Source organism: Algoriphagus mannitolivorans DSM 15301 (genome assembly GCF_000429425.1).
GTDB classification, from domain to species: Bacteria; Bacteroidota; Bacteroidia; order Cytophagales; family Cyclobacteriaceae; genus Algoriphagus; species Algoriphagus mannitolivorans.
The window spans coordinates 22,460-40,458 of record NZ_KE386903.1 but is presented as its reverse complement, the minus strand read 5'-3'; the positions used below and the strand labels follow the sequence as shown (position 1 = coordinate 40,458).

General features: G+C 42.6%; 14 protein-coding genes. 10 read left to right on the top strand and 4 right to left on the bottom strand.

Annotated features, from left to right (window positions below):
* Positions 1-50 precede the first annotated feature (50 nt).
* A complete protein-coding gene (locus tag G458_RS0119435) occupies positions 51-569 on the top strand; it encodes a metallophosphoesterase family protein (RefSeq protein WP_026953379.1) in 519 nt (172 codons plus the stop codon).
* Positions 570-625: 56 nt separating this feature from the next.
* Here G458_RS0119435 and G458_RS21905 read toward each other — a convergent pair whose 3' ends face one another.
* On the bottom strand, positions 626-769 hold the full coding sequence (locus tag G458_RS21905; protein ID WP_169719285.1) for a hypothetical protein: 144 nt from the start codon (positions 767-769) through the stop codon (positions 626-628).
* Positions 770-935: 166 nt separating this feature from the next.
* Between G458_RS21905 and hisS the strand changes: the two genes are divergently transcribed.
* Positions 936-2,303: a histidine--tRNA ligase gene (gene hisS, locus G458_RS0119420; protein WP_026953378.1), complete on the top strand. Its 1,368-nt coding sequence runs from the start codon at positions 936-938 to the stop codon at positions 2,301-2,303.
* Here the strand turns inward: hisS and G458_RS0119415 are convergent.
* A complete protein-coding gene (locus G458_RS0119415) occupies positions 2,300-2,581 on the bottom strand; it encodes a hypothetical protein (protein ID WP_026953377.1) in 282 nt (93 codons plus the stop codon). The two genes, hisS and G458_RS0119415, sit on opposite strands and share 4 nt — an antisense overlap.
* A 192-nt stretch (positions 2,582-2,773) precedes the next feature.
* On the opposite strand from G458_RS0119415, the gene G458_RS0119410 reads away from it, so the two are divergent.
* Both G458_RS0119410 and G458_RS0119405 read left to right on the top strand, forming a co-directional pair.
* A complete protein-coding gene (locus G458_RS0119410) occupies positions 2,774-3,109 on the top strand; it encodes a YbaB/EbfC family nucleoid-associated protein (RefSeq protein WP_026953376.1) in 336 nt (111 codons plus the stop codon).
* A gap of 88 nt (positions 3,110-3,197) precedes the next feature.
* A complete protein-coding gene (locus tag G458_RS0119405; protein WP_026953375.1) occupies positions 3,198-4,202 on the top strand; it encodes a glycosyltransferase family 2 protein in 1,005 nt (334 codons plus the stop codon).
* Here the strand turns inward: G458_RS0119405 and G458_RS0119400 are convergent.
* Entirely contained in the window at positions 4,199-4,417 is a 219-nt protein-coding gene (locus G458_RS0119400) for a PspC domain-containing protein (protein WP_026953374.1), read from the bottom strand. The two genes, G458_RS0119405 and G458_RS0119400, sit on opposite strands and share 4 nt — an antisense overlap.
* Before the next feature lie 37 nt (positions 4,418-4,454).
* Here G458_RS0119400 and G458_RS0119395 point away from each other — a divergent pair, with 37 nt between their 5' ends.
* From G458_RS0119395 to G458_RS0119375, 4 genes are all read left to right on the top strand, one after another.
* Positions 4,455-6,257 carry a tetratricopeptide repeat protein gene (locus tag G458_RS0119395; RefSeq protein ID WP_026953373.1) on the top strand — a complete coding sequence of 601 codons (1,803 nt, stop codon included), beginning with the start codon at positions 4,455-4,457 and terminating at the stop codon, positions 6,255-6,257.
* Positions 6,258-6,708: 451 nt separating this feature from the next.
* Positions 6,709-9,990 (top strand): SusC/RagA family TonB-linked outer membrane protein, encoded by a 3,282-nt coding sequence (locus G458_RS0119385; RefSeq protein WP_026953372.1) that lies wholly within the window; start codon positions 6,709-6,711, stop codon positions 9,988-9,990.
* Positions 9,991-10,040: 50 nt separating this feature from the next.
* Positions 10,041-11,771 carry a RagB/SusD family nutrient uptake outer membrane protein gene (locus G458_RS0119380; RefSeq protein ID WP_026953371.1) on the top strand — a complete coding sequence of 577 codons (1,731 nt, stop codon included), beginning with the start codon at positions 10,041-10,043 and terminating at the stop codon, positions 11,769-11,771.
* 137 nt (positions 11,772-11,908) lie between these two features.
* A complete protein-coding gene (locus G458_RS0119375; protein WP_026953370.1) occupies positions 11,909-15,433 on the top strand; it encodes a VCBS repeat-containing protein in 3,525 nt (1,174 codons plus the stop codon).
* Here the strand turns inward: G458_RS0119375 and G458_RS0119370 are convergent, their stop codons facing one another.
* On the bottom strand, positions 15,434-16,195 hold the full coding sequence (locus tag G458_RS0119370) for a creatininase family protein (protein ID WP_026953369.1): 762 nt from the start codon (positions 16,193-16,195) through the stop codon (positions 15,434-15,436). It abuts the gene before it with no gap.
* 75 nt (positions 16,196-16,270) lie between these two features.
* On the opposite strand from G458_RS0119370, the gene G458_RS0119365 reads away from it, so the two are divergent.
* Positions 16,271-17,257: an isoaspartyl peptidase/L-asparaginase family protein gene (locus tag G458_RS0119365; RefSeq protein WP_026953368.1), complete on the top strand. Its 987-nt coding sequence runs from the start codon at positions 16,271-16,273 to the stop codon at positions 17,255-17,257.
* Positions 17,254-17,991, top strand: coding sequence for a copper homeostasis protein CutC (locus G458_RS0119360; RefSeq protein ID WP_026953367.1), 738 nt, complete (start codon positions 17,254-17,256; stop codon positions 17,989-17,991). The genes G458_RS0119365 and G458_RS0119360 overlap by 4 nt, the downstream gene beginning before the upstream one ends.
* The last annotated feature ends 8 nt before the right edge of the window (positions 17,992-17,999 follow it).

The following is a 17,999-nucleotide window of genomic DNA, read 5'->3' as shown; positions in this document are numbered from 1 at the left end:
GAGTTAGGTCCTGCATATTGAAATGAAAATTTACAGCCTTTCGTTTCAAAATGCCTCAAAAGATCGCCCTGATTTCAGATTCTCACAGTTACCTAGATCACAAAACGCTTACCTATTTAGAGAATGTGGATGAAATTTGGCATGCCGGAGATGTGGGAGATGTTTCGATCTTGGATCAATTACCTGCTGAGAAGACCCTAAGAGGTGTTTTCGGGAATATTGATGATCAAAAAGTCCAGTCGGTTTTTCCTGAGTGGCTGGACTTTGAAGTGGAGGGAGTTAGAGTCCTGATGACCCATATTGGGGGCAAGCCACCCCGGTATGCGAAGGGAGTAAAAGAAAAAATAAAGGAATTCCGGCCTCAGGTATTCATCTGTGGTCACTCCCATATCTGCAAAGCAGAGTTTGACAAGGCTTTAAACTGTCTTTATTTAAATCCCGGAGCGATAGGACAACAGGGATTTCACCACATGAGAACCATGATGCTTTTTGAGCTGGATGGTGGTAAGATCCTAAACCTGCGAGTGGTGGAGCTTGGAAAAAGAGGAAATCTTTCGAATCTGGTCTAAAATAGACATAAAAAAAGCCTGATTGCTCAGGCTTAATTCCTTTCAGTGAGGAAGAATTATTTGTTGAAAGAAGCTTTAAGCTCTTCAATGTCCACATTCTTGATTACAGGCTTAGCGCTCAACTGCTTGATTTTGATCACTCGAGCATTTTGGCTCTGTCTTTTTCTTCTCAATTTTCTTTTAAGAGTAGTAACACCCATGGCTGTATATGTTTAAGTTTTTGGATTCGAAATGAGGCGCAAAGATAGAAATACAAATTCTTTCTGCCTAAAAATCTTCAAACTTTATTCTGAGCTTATTGGAGCTTCCGGGCCGGTTTTTTGGGATTTTGGCTTAAATTTGGCCCTCATTCACCAAAATTAGCTCATGCAAAAGCCTAGTCTTCCCAAAGGAACCCGTGATTTTGGACCTGTCCAAATGTCGCGACGAACTTATATTTTGGATACCATCAAAGAAACTTTTCAGCTTTTTGGATACCAGCAGATAGAAACTCCGGCAATGGAGAATCTCAGCACACTTACCGGGAAGTACGGAGACGAAGGTGATCAACTTCTGTTTAAAATTCTTAACAGCGGTGATTTTCTAAAAGATGTAAATCTGGAAGATCTCAGTGCAGGAACTCAGGCGGTTTTGCCGAAGGTGTCCGAAAAAGGCTTGCGGTATGATTTGACGGTGCCTTTTGCCCGCTATGTGGTGATGAATAGGAATGAATTGACTTTTCCCTTTAAGCGGTATCAAATACAGCCAGTTTGGAGAGCTGATCGACCTCAGAAGGGAAGATATAGGGAATTTTATCAGTGTGATGCAGACGTAGTGGGTACCGAAAGCTTGGTTTGCGAAGCGGAAATCATCCTGATGATCCGAAAGGTATTTGCTAAGCTGAAACTGGCCGATTACCAAATCAAAATCAATAACCGAAAAATCCTTACCGGAATTGCCGAAGCGATCGGGGAGGCAGGAAAAGAAGGTCCTCTATGCGTAGCAATTGATAAGCTGGATAAGATTGGTTGGGAAAAAGTTCAGGAAGAGCTGGCACAGCGAGGTTTTGGAATAGATGCTATACAGAAATTAGCTCCTTTGGTTTCCTTGGAAAGCAATCTCTCCGGGAAGCTTGAGTTTCTAAAAACTTTCTTAAAAGATTCCGAAACAGGCCTAAAAGGCGTAGAAGAACTGGAGGAGGTGTTTGAAATTCTGGATCAAATGGGGGAAAACCTGGATTTTGTTGATTTTGACATCATGCTGGCTCGTGGCTTGTCTTATTATACCGGAGCCATATTCGAGGTAAAAGTGAATGGAGTATCCATTGGCTCGGTCAGTGGAGGAGGAAGATATGATAACTTGACCGGGGTATTTGGCCTTCCAGGCGTGTCGGGAGTAGGTTTTTCTTTTGGAGTGGATCGTTTGTACGATGTGTTGGAAGAACTTAAACTTTTCCCGGAAGACAGCCTGAATAGTACCAAACTGCTGCTTGCTTATTTTGATGAGAAGGGTTTTGGATATGCACTTTCTCTCTTGAATCAGTTTCGAAAAGCTGGAGTGAAAACCGAGATTTATCCAGATCAGGCCAAAATCAAAAAGCAATTGGAATTTGCTGCAAAAAAAGAAATCCCCTTTGTGGGGATTTGTGGAGATAATGAAATCAAAGATAATTCTGTTTCTGTGAAGAACCTCAGTACAGGGGAGCAAGTAAACTTAGAAATCGAAGCTGCTATCCAACTGATTCAAGGAAGTTAATTCACTTCATGAATACACTGAATCGGGATGAAAATGCCGCTTTTCAGAGAAATGAAGTCGCTTCCAACTGCCCAGACAGTAGTGTTTACTACATAATGTTGGTGATCTTCAGTTTCGAAAGTAATGTTGACTTTGGTGTGGGAAAGATTACCTAAGGTTTGTGCTCTATCGAGGCTAGCAGCTCTTAATTTCCTTTTTTCGGGATCTTGGAGAACTTCTATTTTCGAGAATTTCAAATTAGGAAGCGCTTCTTTTTCGATTATTTCAAGGGTTTTCATAGGTTGATTGTTTTTGGGTAATTGATAATAAAGACGAATAAATCTTTTGGGGGTTGGAGATATTAAAGGAATATCCTTAGGTATTTTCATAAACGGAAGGATATTATTTTAAAGTATCTTCCATCTCCAATGACCGGAAATTATTCTGGGGAATTACAGATGTTTTAAACGATATATTTGAATAAAAAAGAAATGTTTGACTTCATGGGAATGATGGGCAAAGTGAAAGAAGCCCAAGCAAAAATTAAAGAAGTACAGGCCAGATTGGTGTACCTGACTGCAGAAGGAGAGGCCGGAGCCGGATTGGTGAAAGTGCAAGTCAATGGAGCCAGAAAAGTCCTAAAAATCGAGATGGATGAATCTCTTTTGACTCCAAAAGACAAAGAAATGTTGTCAGACCTAATTGTTGCAGCTACCAACAAAGCTATGGAGGCGATTGAACTGAAAATCAAAGCCGAAATGAAGACTGCTACTGAAGGTATGATTCCTAATATCCCTGGAATGGATTTGGGAAATATGTTCGGATGATACTGAACAGGATTCCGAACCTTAGGAGTGGTATGAAAATTTCTCTTTTCAGATTCCAAAAAGCTTCTTAAAAACCAATAACCCACACATGAAAAAATGTGCTATTGTCATCCTGAACTACAATGGTGAAAAGGTCTTGCCGGTGTTTTTGCCATCGGTAGTTAAGTTCAGCCAATTTGACGTTTGGGTGATTGACAATGCCAGCACAGATTCATCGGTTCAATTTCTCAAAAATCAATTTTCACAAATAAGGTTGATTGAACTTGCTTCCAACTTTGGCTATGCAGGTGGATATAATTGGGGTTTAGAGCAGTTGCGGGGACAGTACGAGTATTTTATTTTGTTGAATTCCGATGTGGAGGTAATTGGTAGCTGGGATGTTGATATGGTGTCCTGGATGGATGCTCACCCGGAATACACGGCTCTTCAGCCTAAAATTCTTTCATGGCAAGACAAGGGTAAATTCGACTACGCAGGTGCTGGGGGAGGATATTTGGATGCCTTGGGATATCCCTATTGCCGAGGAAGGATTTGGAATGTGCTGGAAGATGATCATGGCCAATACAATGATGAGGCTCAGGTGGACTGGGCATCTGGAGCATGTATGGTCATCAAAGCAGCTGATTTTTTTAGACAGGATGGCTTCGATGCTCATTTTTTTGCCCATATGGAAGAAATAGATCTATGCTGGAGATTGAGACTCGAGGGAAAGAAGATTGGGTATTTGGGAAAGGTCGCTGTCTATCATCAAGGTGGAGCCACCCTTGCGAGGACTAGTCCGAGAAAGTTGTATCTGAATATTCGGAATAGTTTAAGTATGCTCTATAAGAACCAGGCTTCTGGAAAGTTCTGGGCAGTGTTCCTGATAAAAATTGGGATCGAGCTTGCCTCGGCTTTGGGATATTTGATTGCCGGAAAGATGGATTTGGCTAGAGCGGTAGGAAAGGGGTATCGGGATTTTTTTCAGACCAGGCATCTTTTTTCAAAAACCCACATAAAAAAGCCTGAACAAGTAATTCCACGTTCAGGCTCGGTTAATTTAATTTTTTGGCACTTTTTTGTCTTAAGAAAAAAGACCTTCGCAGATCTTTAGTCGAAAAGCACAGGATTGTTCATCTTACGGAAGAATTTTCTGATTTTCATTGTCATGGCCAGTGTCACATAGACTATCACCGGTGATCCTAAAGTGACAAAAGAAGAATATATGAAGAAGAGACGAATGCTGTCTATAGGGAAATTTAGCTTTTCCCCCAGCTTTGAGCAGACCCCAAATGCTCTTTCTTCGAAGAATAATTTCAGCTTTTCCATGGTTTGTGGTGGTTTAGTCGTTCCAAAAATATAAAAAATGCGAGTATATTCTATAAGTCCATTGGATATCAGAATGTTTAGAGTCCTTCCAGTTGTTTTTTTATTCCTGATTACCGTTCCGGTTTTTGGCTTTCAGATATCTCAGGAGTTTAAATATTTAGAAAATACTCAGCTATCTCCCAGCAAGCTAAAGTTGGAAGGGGACTCTATAAGATTCGAAATCAGAGGTAAAATACCAGTAGAGTCCAGCATTGCAGCTAAGTCCCCAAGATTAAAGCTGGTTTACTTTGATGAAAACCAAAAGTTGGATTTAGGGGAAATTTCTCTGCGTAAGGATTTGGCTTATTATGAATTTTCAAAAAAAATAAATCTGGGGTTTCAGCCTTGGATGAATTCAGGGACTTTAGAACTGCAATATTTTCAAGGGAAAAAGGCTAATTCTCCTGCTTTGGAGAAAAAGACAATTGCCAAAGGGATAATTGCTCCTCAATTAATGGTAAAACTTGGGGAAGTGTATCCAGATGAACCCATTCCCAATGTGGGATTGTATATCACCACAGGCCAGTTGGATCGAGAAATGGAGCAAAGAGGGACTTTTTCTTTCCCGTTTGACATGGGTTCCTCACAGGTAAGGTCCAGTTTGGCTTTCCAAAATGAGCTTAAAAAGCTGGATGAGTTTTTAAAAGAATATCCCAATCTGATCTCAGTCAAAATCACCGGGATTCAATCACCCGAATCTTCTGAGGGCAAAAGCAGCAAACTTGGAATGGATCGGGCTCAAAATCTATTCAAATTCCTCAAAAACAAACTCCGCTCGTTTCCGGATTCTTCCATTATTGTCAATTCACGATGGAATGACTGGTTTGACCTACGTCTGCTTTTGAGAGATTACGAAGGGATCTCCACGCAAAAAAAGGATGAGATGTATGCCGTTTTGACAAGTGGGGAGTCTTATCTGGAGCAGAGCTCAAGACTGAGAAAGATTTCAGGATTTTCTCAAGTTGAAAGGGATCTGTTTCCCGCACTCCGGTCAGCCAAGCTTGAAATAGTCGCCAGACCGAGACAGGGCTTGAATTTGGAGCAAACCACCAGATTGCTAGAGGCAATGAAAAATCCTTCTGCCACAAGTCAGCTTTCTTTTGCGGAGTGGGCTTTAGCTGCGGAAGCTTCCAATAGTCTGGAAGAAAAAGCTTCGATTTATTCCAAAATGACCGAGTTGTTTAGGTCTCCCTTACCTTACAACAATGTGGCAGTGGTTCGCATGAGGCAGGCGCAGCGAACTTTGGATAATCAATCCAAGGAAGTGCTATGGGAAGAAGCGGAAAGATTATTGGAACAGGCGATGAGAATAGAACCAAATTCATACAGCCTGCACAACTTGGGGCAGATTTTAGCTTTAAGAGGAGAATATTGGGAAGCCTACAAGAAACTTTCAGATGCAAGTACAGGGGTTCAGAACCCTGAATTTGTCCGCGCCAATGAGTCTTTACGAGGAGCATTGGATATTTTGAGAGGGGACTACAAGCTTGCAACCTTACGATTCCAGTATAAATTCAATGATCCTAAAGACTATTTCAACCAGGGCTTAGCCTACTTTTTAATAGGAGAATATAGCCTGGCCAATATGGCTTTTGAAGAGTCTGTAATTGTGGGTCGGGATTTTGGGTATGGGTATTATGGATTGGCGATGATAGCAGCAGAATCCGGACAAAAGGAAATTGCATTGATTCAACTCAAGAAAGCAATCCAGTCAAATAATCAGCTGGCAAATCGAGCGTACATGGATCCTATTTTTCAAGAAATCCGGGAAGACAAGGAATTTTTTTCCATAAAAGATTGAGGTAGCCTCAGGAAAAGCTCATAGGTTTCTGTTTCTCAGGGGATGAGGTTTTTTTACAAGAGGGGGTTAAAAGATTATATTCTAGCGATTTTGGAGGATAGGCAAGAAAAAAACGAAAAAAAGCCTGTTTTCAGAATATTATTTGATGTTTTGAATTTGAAAATTGTTTTAGATTATTTAACATTGAAGATTAAGAATTAACAATTAAACCCAATCTCTTAGCCTATGATCCTTATTACTTAGCATTATCCTACTCTCTCTTTGCATCGTCCGATGCATTTAAACCTATTGGTTATTTAGTTCGCGGGGTCTTTTTTGCCCAGGTATAGTCGCAATTGAATTCAGAACAGCTCTATTTGAATTTTCTTGCTATTAGTTTGAGAATAATCGCAATCGATTGCGTTCAATTAACAAACAAGTTTTGAGATTAATCTTGTTACCCAATCTATCTATGTATATGAAAAACCTTTACAAAATTCTAAGTGTGTGCCTAACGCTCTTAGTCCTATCCGCAGGATCTGCCTTCGCGCAGAAATCCGTCTCGGGTACGGTTCTAGATGAGTTCGGTGTAGGTCTTCCGGGGGTATCTATCCTCGTGAAAGGTACTACCACCGGAACTGCAACTGATATTGACGGGAAATACACCCTCAGTGTCCCAAGTGACCAATCGACATTGGTCTTTTCTTTTATCGGATATTCTTCCATTGAACAAGTTGTGGGCGCCAGAAGCGTGATCAACGTGACGATGAAGCCAGATGAAAGAACCCTAACTGAGTTGGTTGTTACCGGTTACTCTATCGATTCAAGAAGAGAGACCACCGGTGCGATCGCAACAGTAAATCCAAGAGACTTGACAGTAATTCCAACTGGTAACGTAGAACAAACCCTTCAGGGTCGTGTTTCCGGTGTTACTGTAATTACCAATGGTCAACCTGGTACTTCTTCTATCATCCGTGTTCGTGGTTTTGGTGCCTTCGGTGGTAACGAGCCATTGTACATTGTGGACGGTTTGCCAACAGCATCAACTGATTTCATCAACCCTGATGATATCGAGTCAACCACCGTATTGAAAGATGCTGCTGCAGCTTCAATCTATGGTGCTCGTGCAGCTAACGGTGTAATCGTTTACACTACTAAAAGAGGTGCTAGAAACAAAAAATTAAGAGTGGATTACAATGGTATGTACGGTGTAACTGATCCTGGTAAAGGATTGGATATGATGAACCCGCAGGATTATGCTACCTATACTTGGTTGGCAGAAACGAACACTGCAAGACTTAACAACAGAGCTCCTAGCTATGGACATCCACAGTTTGGTACCGGTTCGTCACCTGTTATGCCTTATTACCTTAGTGTAATTACTCGTAACCCAACCACTGGTGCATTTGGTGTTGCTTCAGGACAGCCAGGTCCACTTACTGCCGCTCAGATCGAGCAGCAAAGAGAATGGTATAACATCGATCCAACCAAAGGCACTGTTCGTCAATTGACCAGAGCTATGACCGGTGAAGGAACTGATTGGTATGATGCATTAACAAGAGTTGCCCCTCTTCAAAGACATTCACTTGGCTTTAGCGGAGGATCAGAAGCTTCGAGATACTTTATCGGACTTGGTATCCAGGAACAAGATGGTATCATGATTGGTAACACCTTTAAGAGATACTCTTTAAGAGCAAACTCTGAATTTGATGTAACCAATAGAATCAGAGTTGGTCAAAACTTCCAAGCTACCTATAGACAAGTATTGGGTCAGCAAGGTGGTACCGGTGGTAGAGGAGTTTCCGATGACGAAAACGATATTCTTCAGGCTTTCCGTATGCCATCGATCATCCCTATTTATGATGAATTTGGTGGTTATGCTGGTACTGCTTCCAGAGGTTTCAACAACCCAAGAAACCCAGTTGCTAACAGAGATGGTCAAAATGACAACAGAAACTTCAATGCCAATGCATTTGGTAACGTGTATGCCGAGTGGGACATCATTGATAATTTGACTTTCAGATCTTCTATCGGTGGTCAGTACAACAACTACTACTATTGGGGATATTCCCGATTGCAGTATGAAAACTCAGAAAACAACTCTGCATTTGGATACAATGAAGGCTCAGGGTTTTCCTTTGGATGGACTTTCACCAATACCATGTCCTATAAAAAGACAATTGACAAGCATGCTTTTGATTTCTTAGTAGGTCAGGAAGCACTTAATTCAGGTGCTGGTAGAAACATTGATGCATCTGGTCAAAATCCTTTCTCTCAAGATCCAGATTTCATCACTATCTCCAACTTGCCTGTAGGTACTCGTCAAGTTAACTCTGGTCAGTTTAAGGGTGTAAACTTTGCCTCTTATTTCGGTCAGGTGAAATATACTTACAATGACAAGTACATCGTAAGTGCTGTGGTAAGACGTGACGGTTCTTCAAGATTTGGTGCAAATGCCAGATATGGTGTTTTCCCTGCATTCTCTGCAGCTTGGAGAATTTCTTCTGAATCCTTCTTGCAAAGCGCTACCTGGATTGATGATTTGAAAATCCGTGGTGGTTGGGGTGAAATGGGTAACTCCAACAACGTAGATCCTAACAACCAGTATTCTTTGTTCTCTGGTAACGTAGGAGCATCTTCATATGATATTACTGGCTCTAACTCCAATGCACTTATCGGTTTCAGAAGATCCAGAATTGGTAACCCTAATGCCCAGTGGGAAACTGCTGTAACTCAAAACGTAGGTTTTGATGGTACATTCTTCAATGGTCGCTTGGATGTGATTTTCGACTGGTGGAAAAAGGATACCAAGGACTTGTTGTTCACCGTTCCAATTCCTTTGACCGCAGGTAGTAATGCTGCTGCTCCAGCCGTAAACATCGGTGAAATGTTGAATAGAGGTTTGGACCTTTTGGTATCTACCAGAGGTAACCTTACCGGTGATTTGACCTATGAATTGACCGTGACAGGTTCTACCTTGAAAAACGAAATTGTTTCCTTGGCTCCTGGATTGGACTTCATCACTACGGTGAACCCATCCTACAGAGGTATTCAGCCAATTAGAAATGCAGTGGGTCAGCCATTGTCTTCTTTCTTTGGTTACAATACTTTGGGATTGTTTAGAAACCAGGAAGATGTGAATTCTCACGCCATTCAGGCAGGTAAGGCTCCAGGTCGATTCAAATTCGAAGACGTCAACGGAGATGGAGAAATTACTCCTGATGACCGGGTCTTCTTGGGTAGTCCGGTTCCTGATTTTACAGGTGGTATGAATTTCACTATTGGTTACAAAGGATTTGACCTTTCTGCATACTTCTATACTTCTCTAGGAAACGAAATTTGGAACCAGTCTAGATGGTTTACCGATTTCTTCCAGACTTTCGAAGGTGCTGCAATTTCCGAGCGTTTGAAAAATGCTTGGACTCCTGAAAACCTAAACGCTACTATTCCAGTTGTGGAAAGAACAGCTAACTTCTCAACTTCTGATGTGGCAAACTCTTTCTACGTGGAAGATGGATCTTATTTGAGATTCCAAAACTTGACTTTGGGCTATTCTGCTCCAGCAAGCTTGCTTCAAAAATTGAAGATGGAAAGACTGAGAGTATTCGGTTCAGTAAACAACCTGTTTACCATTACCGGATATGAAGGATTGGATCCTGCAGTAGGTGGTGATGCCGATTTGACTTTCGGTATTGACGTAGGTAACTACCCAGTAACTAGAGGATGGACTTTCGGTTTAAACCTGAGCTTCTAATCTTTTAAAAAAAATGAATCGAGTTATAGAAACTATAATAGATTAACAACATGAAGAATTTTAAATTAAAAATCGGTGCCCTACTAGCATCTACTGCGATGATGGTAGCTGTGAGCTGTAGCGAAGAGTTTCTCGAGGTTCCACCGGTAGGTCAGTTGTCAGAAAACCAGTTGAGAACTCTTGCAGGTCTTGATGCTTCTTTGATTGCTGCTTACTCTCAGGTGAACGGCCGAGGAAACAGATTAGGTTCTCCATCCAACTGGGTTTGGGGAAGTATTAGAGGGGGAGAGGCAAATAAAGGCACTGACCCAGGTGATTTTAGTACCATTAACCCAATCCAGCGTTATGAGAATAATGCGGCTGGTGGCGAAATGGGATCTAAATACAATGTTTGTTACGAGGGTATCGCCCGTGCTAACAACGTCTTGAGACTGTTGAAAAACCCAGGTCCAGACGTTACACCTGCTGATATCACAAGACTATCAGCTCAGGCTAGATTCCTCAGAGCTCACTTCTATTTTGAATTGTACCGTGACTACAACAGAACTCCTTATGTGGACGAAAATGTGGATTACGGTTCCGGTCTAGAATCTGTGAAAAATGACAAGGACCTTCTTCCATTTGTAGTTGCAGATTTGGACTTTGCTGTGAAAAATCTTCCAGCTACTCAGGCTCAGGTAGGTAGAGTTAATTCTTGGGCAGCTAAGGCCTATTTGGCCAAGGTGTACATGTACCAAAAGGACTTTACTAAAGCCAAGGCAATGTTTGACGATGTGATCGCAAACGGAGTGACTTCAAATGGCAAAAAGTATGGTTTGGTTCCTTACTATGAGAACATGTTCCGTGCTGCAAATGATAACCATGAAGAGTCTGTTTGGGCTTATCAAGCTGCAGCAAACACAGGTTCTGTGTTGAACGCAAATCCTGAGTTTGACTTGAACTTCCCTTACAACACCGGTCCTGCAGGTCCTGGTAATTGCTGCGGATTCTTCCAGCCAAGCTTTACTTTCGTGAACGCATTTAGAACTAAGAATGGCCTTCCTCTTTTGGATAAGTCTTACAACAGTGCTGCCAATGAAGTGAAGAATGACATGGGAGTATCTTCCGGTGCAGCCTTTACTCCAGATGCTGGTCCTTTGGATCCTCGATTGGATCATACTGTAGGTAGAAGAGGTATTCCATATTTGGATTGGCAAGATCATCCAGGCCAGGCTTGGATTCGTAACCAACCAAATGCAGGACCATATTCTCCTAAAAAGTATGTCTATGCTAAATCAGAGCAGGGTTCATTCCAGGATAACTCCTCTTGGACTCCTGGTTACACCGGTATCAACTTTATGATCATCCGTTTTGCTGATGTCCTACTTTTGGCTGCAGAAGCTGAAATCGAAGTAGGTTCATTGGAAAAGGCTCGTGAATATGTAAACCGAGTAAGAACTAGAGCCATGAATTCTATTCTTACTAGAAGTGGAGGAACTCCAGCTGCTAATTATGACATCAAAACTTACAGTACTCCTTGGACAGACAAGGCTACTGCACAAAGTGCCGTCAGAATGGAAAGACTACTTGAATTAGGTATGGAGGGTCATAGATTCTACGATCTTCAGAGATGGGGTACTGCTCAAGCTGAATTGGATTTCTATTTAGCTTACGATGCTGCTAAGCTTCCAGCTGCTTTGGGTGGAGCTAAGTACACTGAAAAGTATAAGTGGGTGCCAATTCCTCAAGATCAAATTGACTTGGTAGGAAGAGATATTCTTGCCCAAAACCCAGGTTTCTAAATCAAACTAGATTATAATTTAAAAGGGAAGGTCGAATGGCCTTCCCTTTTGTTTTTGCATGCATTTATTCTTTAATTTTTTCTTACTACCCGAGGAAAATAGTATTTTTCAATTTCCTATACCCACCCAAATTACCTATGAAGTCTTACCTATTACCTAGTCTTACCCTATTCTTAATTTTGCTTTCGTCCTGTAAAAAGGATGAGCGTCTATTCCAGTTGAGATCCTCCGATGAAACCGGGATTGATTTCAACAATCAGATCATTGAATCCGATTCCTTTAATATTTTGACCGATGAATACATCTTCAACGGGGGAGGAGTAGCTGTTGCGGATTTTGACCAAAATGGACTACCAGATCTCTTTTTTACAGGAAATCAAGTTCCAAACCGCCTATACCTAAATCAAGGTGATTTCAAATTCAAGGATATTTCTGAGTCATCTGGAATTATGGCTGAGAATCGCTGGTGTACCGGAGTGGCCGTGGTGGACATCAATGAGGATGGCCTTCCGGACTTATATGTGGCAGCAGCTATGAAAAAAGGTCCCGGAGAAAGAAATAACCTTCTTTTTGTCAATCAAGGCCTTGGAGCAGATGGCTCAGTGACTTTCAAGGAAATGGCAGAAGCCTACGGAATTGCCGATCCAGGTAATGCCATGGGAGCAGGTTTTTTTGATTACGATCTGGATGGAGATTTGGACCTGTACGTGTTAAACAATGAACAAGTAACCGCCAAGCCCACAAATTTCAGGGAAAAAGTCACCGATGGTTCGGCTGTTAATAACGATGCTTTGTATAGAAATAACGGTGATGGGACTTTCACCAATGTAACCCTTGAGGCCGGGATAACTTTTGAAGGGTTTGGACTTGGCCTTGCTTTTTCAGACATGAATAATGACGGCTGGCCGGATATCCATGTCAGCAACGACTACATTACCAATGATATCCTGTACATCAATAATCAGGACGGAACTTTTTCCAACAAAACCAAAGAAAATCTTCGGCACCAAAGCCAGTTTTCGATGGGTTCTGATATTTCTGACTTCAACAACGATGCACTACCAGATCTGATCACGATCGATATGCTCGGAGAAGACAATTATCGAAAAAAGACCACCATCGGAAAAAATATATACCAGACTTATCTCAATAACGAGCAATTCGGATACGAGTATCAATATGTTCGGAATATGGTTCATTTGAATAATGGACCGGGAATACCCTTCAGCGAAATTGGGCTGATGTCCGGGGTGTACCAAACTGACTGGAGCTGGGCACCTTTGTTTGGAGACGTGGATAATGATGGACTTCGAGATTTATTGATCACCAATGGATTCCCAAGAGATATCACCGATAAGGATTTTGCAAACTATCGGGCTGATGTGGGCAGTATTGCTACTGTTCGGCAATTATTGGACTCCATTCCAATCGTCAAAATCCCGAACTACTCTTACCGCAATAAAGGAGATCTGACTTTTGAGGATAGTGGCGAAAAATGGGGATTGAATGTGCCTTCCTTCAGCAACGGCTCTGCTTTGGTAGATTTGGATCTGGACGGAGATTTGGATTATGTAGTCAATAATATCAATGATCCGGCCTTTGTGTTTGAAAACACGCTGAATCAACAAAAAGAAAAGCCTAATTATCTCCGCGTCCAACTGCAGGGAAAATCCTCAAATCCTAGTGGTTTAGGGGCCAAGGTTTTGCTCAAATTCGGTGAAAATCAGCTTCTTTTCCAGGAAATGCAGGTGATTCGGGGCTATATGTCCTCCATTGAAGATGTACTTCATTTTGGGTTGGGAGAAAATACCGCCGTCAAAGAGCTAAAAGTAATCTGGCCGGATGGGAAAGAGAATGTACTCCAAGACGTTGCTGCGAATCAGATAATGAAAATTTCCTATGCAGAAGCGAAGGCTGGTTCCAATTCCGTAGCAATATTAAATCTTGATAACTCTCAGGCCTTCTTTGCCGAAGTTTCCGGGCAATTGGGAATAGATTTTACCCATTTGGAGGAAGATAAAATTGACTACAATGTACAGCGCACCCTTCCCCATAAATTATCACAATACGGACCTGCTTTAGCTGTCGGGGATGTCAATGGGGATGGACTCGAAGATTTAATTGTAGGTTCTTCCTCTGGGCAAAACCCACAAGTATTTCTTCAGTCCGCTACTGGTACCTTTTCTCAGAAAGAACTGATTCCCGGGTACCCGAATTCGTTTGAGGAGTCCGGTATCCTGCTTTTTGATCTGGATAATGACGGAGATCAAGATCTTTATCTGGTCAGTGGAAGTGCCGAGTTTGCTCCCAATTCAGTCGAATATGCGGACAGGATTTTTCTAAATGATGGGAAAGGAAACTTCAGCTTGATGGAGTCCTTTTCTCCCGAAAAGTCCAACGGAAGTGTAGTCAGAGGAGCCGATTTTGATGGGGATGGATTTGTGGATCTATTCGTTGGAGGTAGAACCCCAGTGACGAAATTTCCTTACCCGGATTTGAGTTTCCTTTATAAAAATGAAAATGGGAGCTTGGTCGATGTCACAAAAAACTGGATACCCGAACTTGAAAATATGGGGATGATCAGCGATGCAGTCTGGACAGATGTGAATAAAGACGGCAAGGTTGATCTCGTCGTGGTAGGAGAATTGATGGCCATCACCGTTTTTGAAAATAAAGGTGACCGGTTCGAAAAATTGAAGGATACTGGCTTGGAAAATTACCTGGGGTGGTGGAACTCCATTGCCACAGCGGATTTTGACCAAGACGGAGATACGGATTGGGTGGTCGGAAATATCGGGGCAAACAATGCCCATCACCCGACTTTTGATAGACCGGTGAAAATTTATGCCAAGGATTTTGATAACAACGGCAGTATTGATCCGGTGACTTTTGCCTATTACAAAGACCGAATCGGAGGAACCTATCAATCCTTCCCAAGTCATTTTTGGGATGATTTGTATGGGCAAAGTACTTTGTTCAGAAGGAAGTTTGAGCGGTACAAATACTATGCTTTGACTACTGAGCAATCCTTATTTAAGGAGGAAGAAAAGCAAGATGCCCTGATCCTGACCGGTAATTTTGATCGGAGCGTCTGGGTGGAAAACTTGGGTGATGGCAAGTTTAAAGTCCATGAATTACCGACATTGGCTCAGCTAGCACCAGTTAATGGGATCGTGACCGATGACCTGAATGGTGATGGATTCTCCGACATTCTTTTGGTTGGAAACAACTATGGGAACGAAATATTTATCGGTCGATTGGATGCCTCTGTAGGAGGAGTGTTTTTAGGAGATGGAAAAGGAGGGTTCAAGGCAGTCAATCCAAGAGAAAGTGGATTTATAGTTCCTGGAGATGCCAAAGCCTTGGTAAAACTCTCTCCAGCTCAAGGAGCTCCGATTTTCTTTGCTTCCCAAAACCGTGGCAAGCTCTTGGCTTTTCAATCCAAATTAGCCGAAACCAAGGTATTTTCCTTTCCTCAAGATGCGATGGCGGTATTGGTGGAGCTACCGGGAGGAAAATTCCAGAGATTTGATTTGGGAATCGGTTCAGGTTTTGGTTCTCAATCATCCCGGGAAATAACAATACCCAAGGACGCCGTCTCTGCCAATATGATTAATTATAAAGGAGAAACGGTTCCTTTGGAGATTTTAACCCGAAACTGATTACCGGTAAAGTTCCCCCGGTTTGGCTTGGCAAATGTCCTCAATCAGCTCAACTAATTTGTCTGTGACATCCTCAAAATATCGCCTCCCTTTTTCAGGGGAGGCTTTTTTTGGATTGCCAATTCCGGTGTCTTCGGTGACTTGAGACCATTTTCGTTCTGCCCAAGCCCATTTTTCGCGGATTCCTTTGATCACTGATTTTTTTTCAGCTCCATCTCCAGCTTGGTCCAAGGGAAGTACTAATTCTGGATGAAAAAACTGGATCAGGGCAGTTTCCATTTCATCAGCATGATCTCCTGACTCCTCAAAATATTGACTTTTATCCAAGGCTTGGAACCAGTTGCAAGTGAAGAGCATCATGTCCGGGAATTTCAGTCCCAATTCCCGAAGCATGGGCTGGAAATTATTGCCTCCATGGCTGTTGACTATCAAAAATTTCTTCAAGCCCTGGCGATTGAGGACTTCCAGGATATCCTGTAAAATGATCAGTTGAGTGCTCGGGTTGAGATTGATGTCCAAATAAATATCGCTTTGGCCAGTATTGACTCCAAAAGGAATCGTGGGCATGACCACCACTTTGTTTCCTTTTTCCCAGGCCTTTCGAGCACCTTCTGCGCTGATGTAATCGGCTTCATAGATATCTGTACCATAAGGCATATGGTAATTATGGGCTTCAGTTGCCCCCCAAGGCAGAATTGCCAAATCGTATCGGAAGGTTTTTAGATCTTTCCAATTTGCTTCTTTCAGGATGTAGGGTCTCATGGGTTTTTGGATAAAAGGATGGGGGATTCTGGGCCAAATGTCATAATTTGAAAGCCAGTTTCTAAAATACATTTCATGTCCCAAAGAAGAAAGTTTATCAAGCAATCCCTAATGGGCTCTGCCTTATTTTTGCCCGGCGTGGCGGCCTCTTGTGCTCAAGTTTCTCCAAAAGAAAATACCTCCGGTGAGAAACCCCTGATTTTGTCCACTTGGAATCATGGCATCCCGGCGAATGCAGATGCTTGGGCCAAATTGCAGGAAACAGGGAGTATTCTCGATGCGGTGGAAGCTGGAGTACGCAATACGGAGTTGGACATGGAAAACCTATCAGTAGGTCTTCAAGGACTTCCGGATCGGGAAGGGATTACTACTTTGGATGCCTCGATTATGACAGGAGATGGTTCTTGTGGAACGGTTGCTTTTGTAAGACAAGTGAAGCATCCGATTTCTTTGGCCCGTGCGGTGATGGAAAAAACTCCCCATGTCATGCTGGTGGGAGAGGGTGCTAGGCAGTTTGCCATCGCGGAGGGATTTCCGATGGAAGAGGAAAAGCTAAGTCCAAAAGCCCAAGAAGCTTATGACAAATGGAAGGTTACCAGCCAATACAAGCCGATTATCAATATCGAAAATCACGACACCATTGGAATGATCGGAATTGATGCCAATGGTAAACTCGCAGGTAGCTGCACGACCAGTGGCTTGGCTTACAAGATGCACGGAAGGGTCGGAGACAGTCCGATTATCGGTGCAGGTTTATTCGTGGATGATGAAGTAGGGGCAGCAACTGCAACCGGGTTGGGGGAATCCATCATCCGGATCTGTGGGAGCTTTTTGATTGTTGAACTTATGCGTCAGGGACGGACTCCCCAAGAGGCTTGTGAAGAAGCTGTCAAGCGATTGGTGGCCAAAAACAAGGGGATCAATGACATTCAGGCAGGTTTCCTGGCGATCAATAAATATGGAGAAGTCGGTGCGTATGCCGTTCACCCGGGGTTCAATTATGCCCAGGCTACTTCCCAAGGAAATGTGTTGATTGATTCCAAAAGTCATTTTACTCCATGAGTCGCATTCTATTAGAAGCCCCGGTTTTCAGCCTTCAGGGAGCCTTGGAAGCTGCTCAATACGGGATAGACCGATTGGAGCTTTGTGCCAATTTTCCTGAAGGAGGCGAGACTCCCAGCGCTGGTATGCTTCGCTTTCTAAAGAGTGAGGTGGATATTCCTGTTTTTGTGATGATCCGTCCCAGAGGAGGTGATTTCGTCTATTCTCAAAAGGAACTCATTGTCATGAAGCAGGACATTCAGCTCCTGGCGGAGTTGGGTGCGGATGGGTTTGTGTTTGGAGTGTTGGATGAGAAGGGAAAAGTCAATGAATCGGCTAATAAAATGCTGCTTCGAGCTGCAAATGATAAGCCATGTACTTTCCATAGGGCCATTGACGCTTCGGCAGATTTACATGATTCTTTGGAGAAAATCATTGACTTGGGATTTCAGAGAATCCTGACTTCTGGAGGTAAGAATTCTCTTTCTGAGGGAATGGAGACAGTTTTATCTTTATTGGAAAAAGCACAGGATCGTATCATTATTATGCCAGGAGGAGGGACTAAAGCAGAACACATCCCAGTGCTGAAAAAGACAGGTTTTCTTCAGGAAGTGCATTCTTCCTGCAAGATGACCAAGCCTTCCACTAATGAATACATCAATCCGGATCTGAACTTCTCGGGCCAGCCTGTAGATTTTTCCCAGCATCTGGGTGTAGATCCAGAATTGGTCCAAGGTTTTAAGCAAGTATTGTAAGCAAAAGG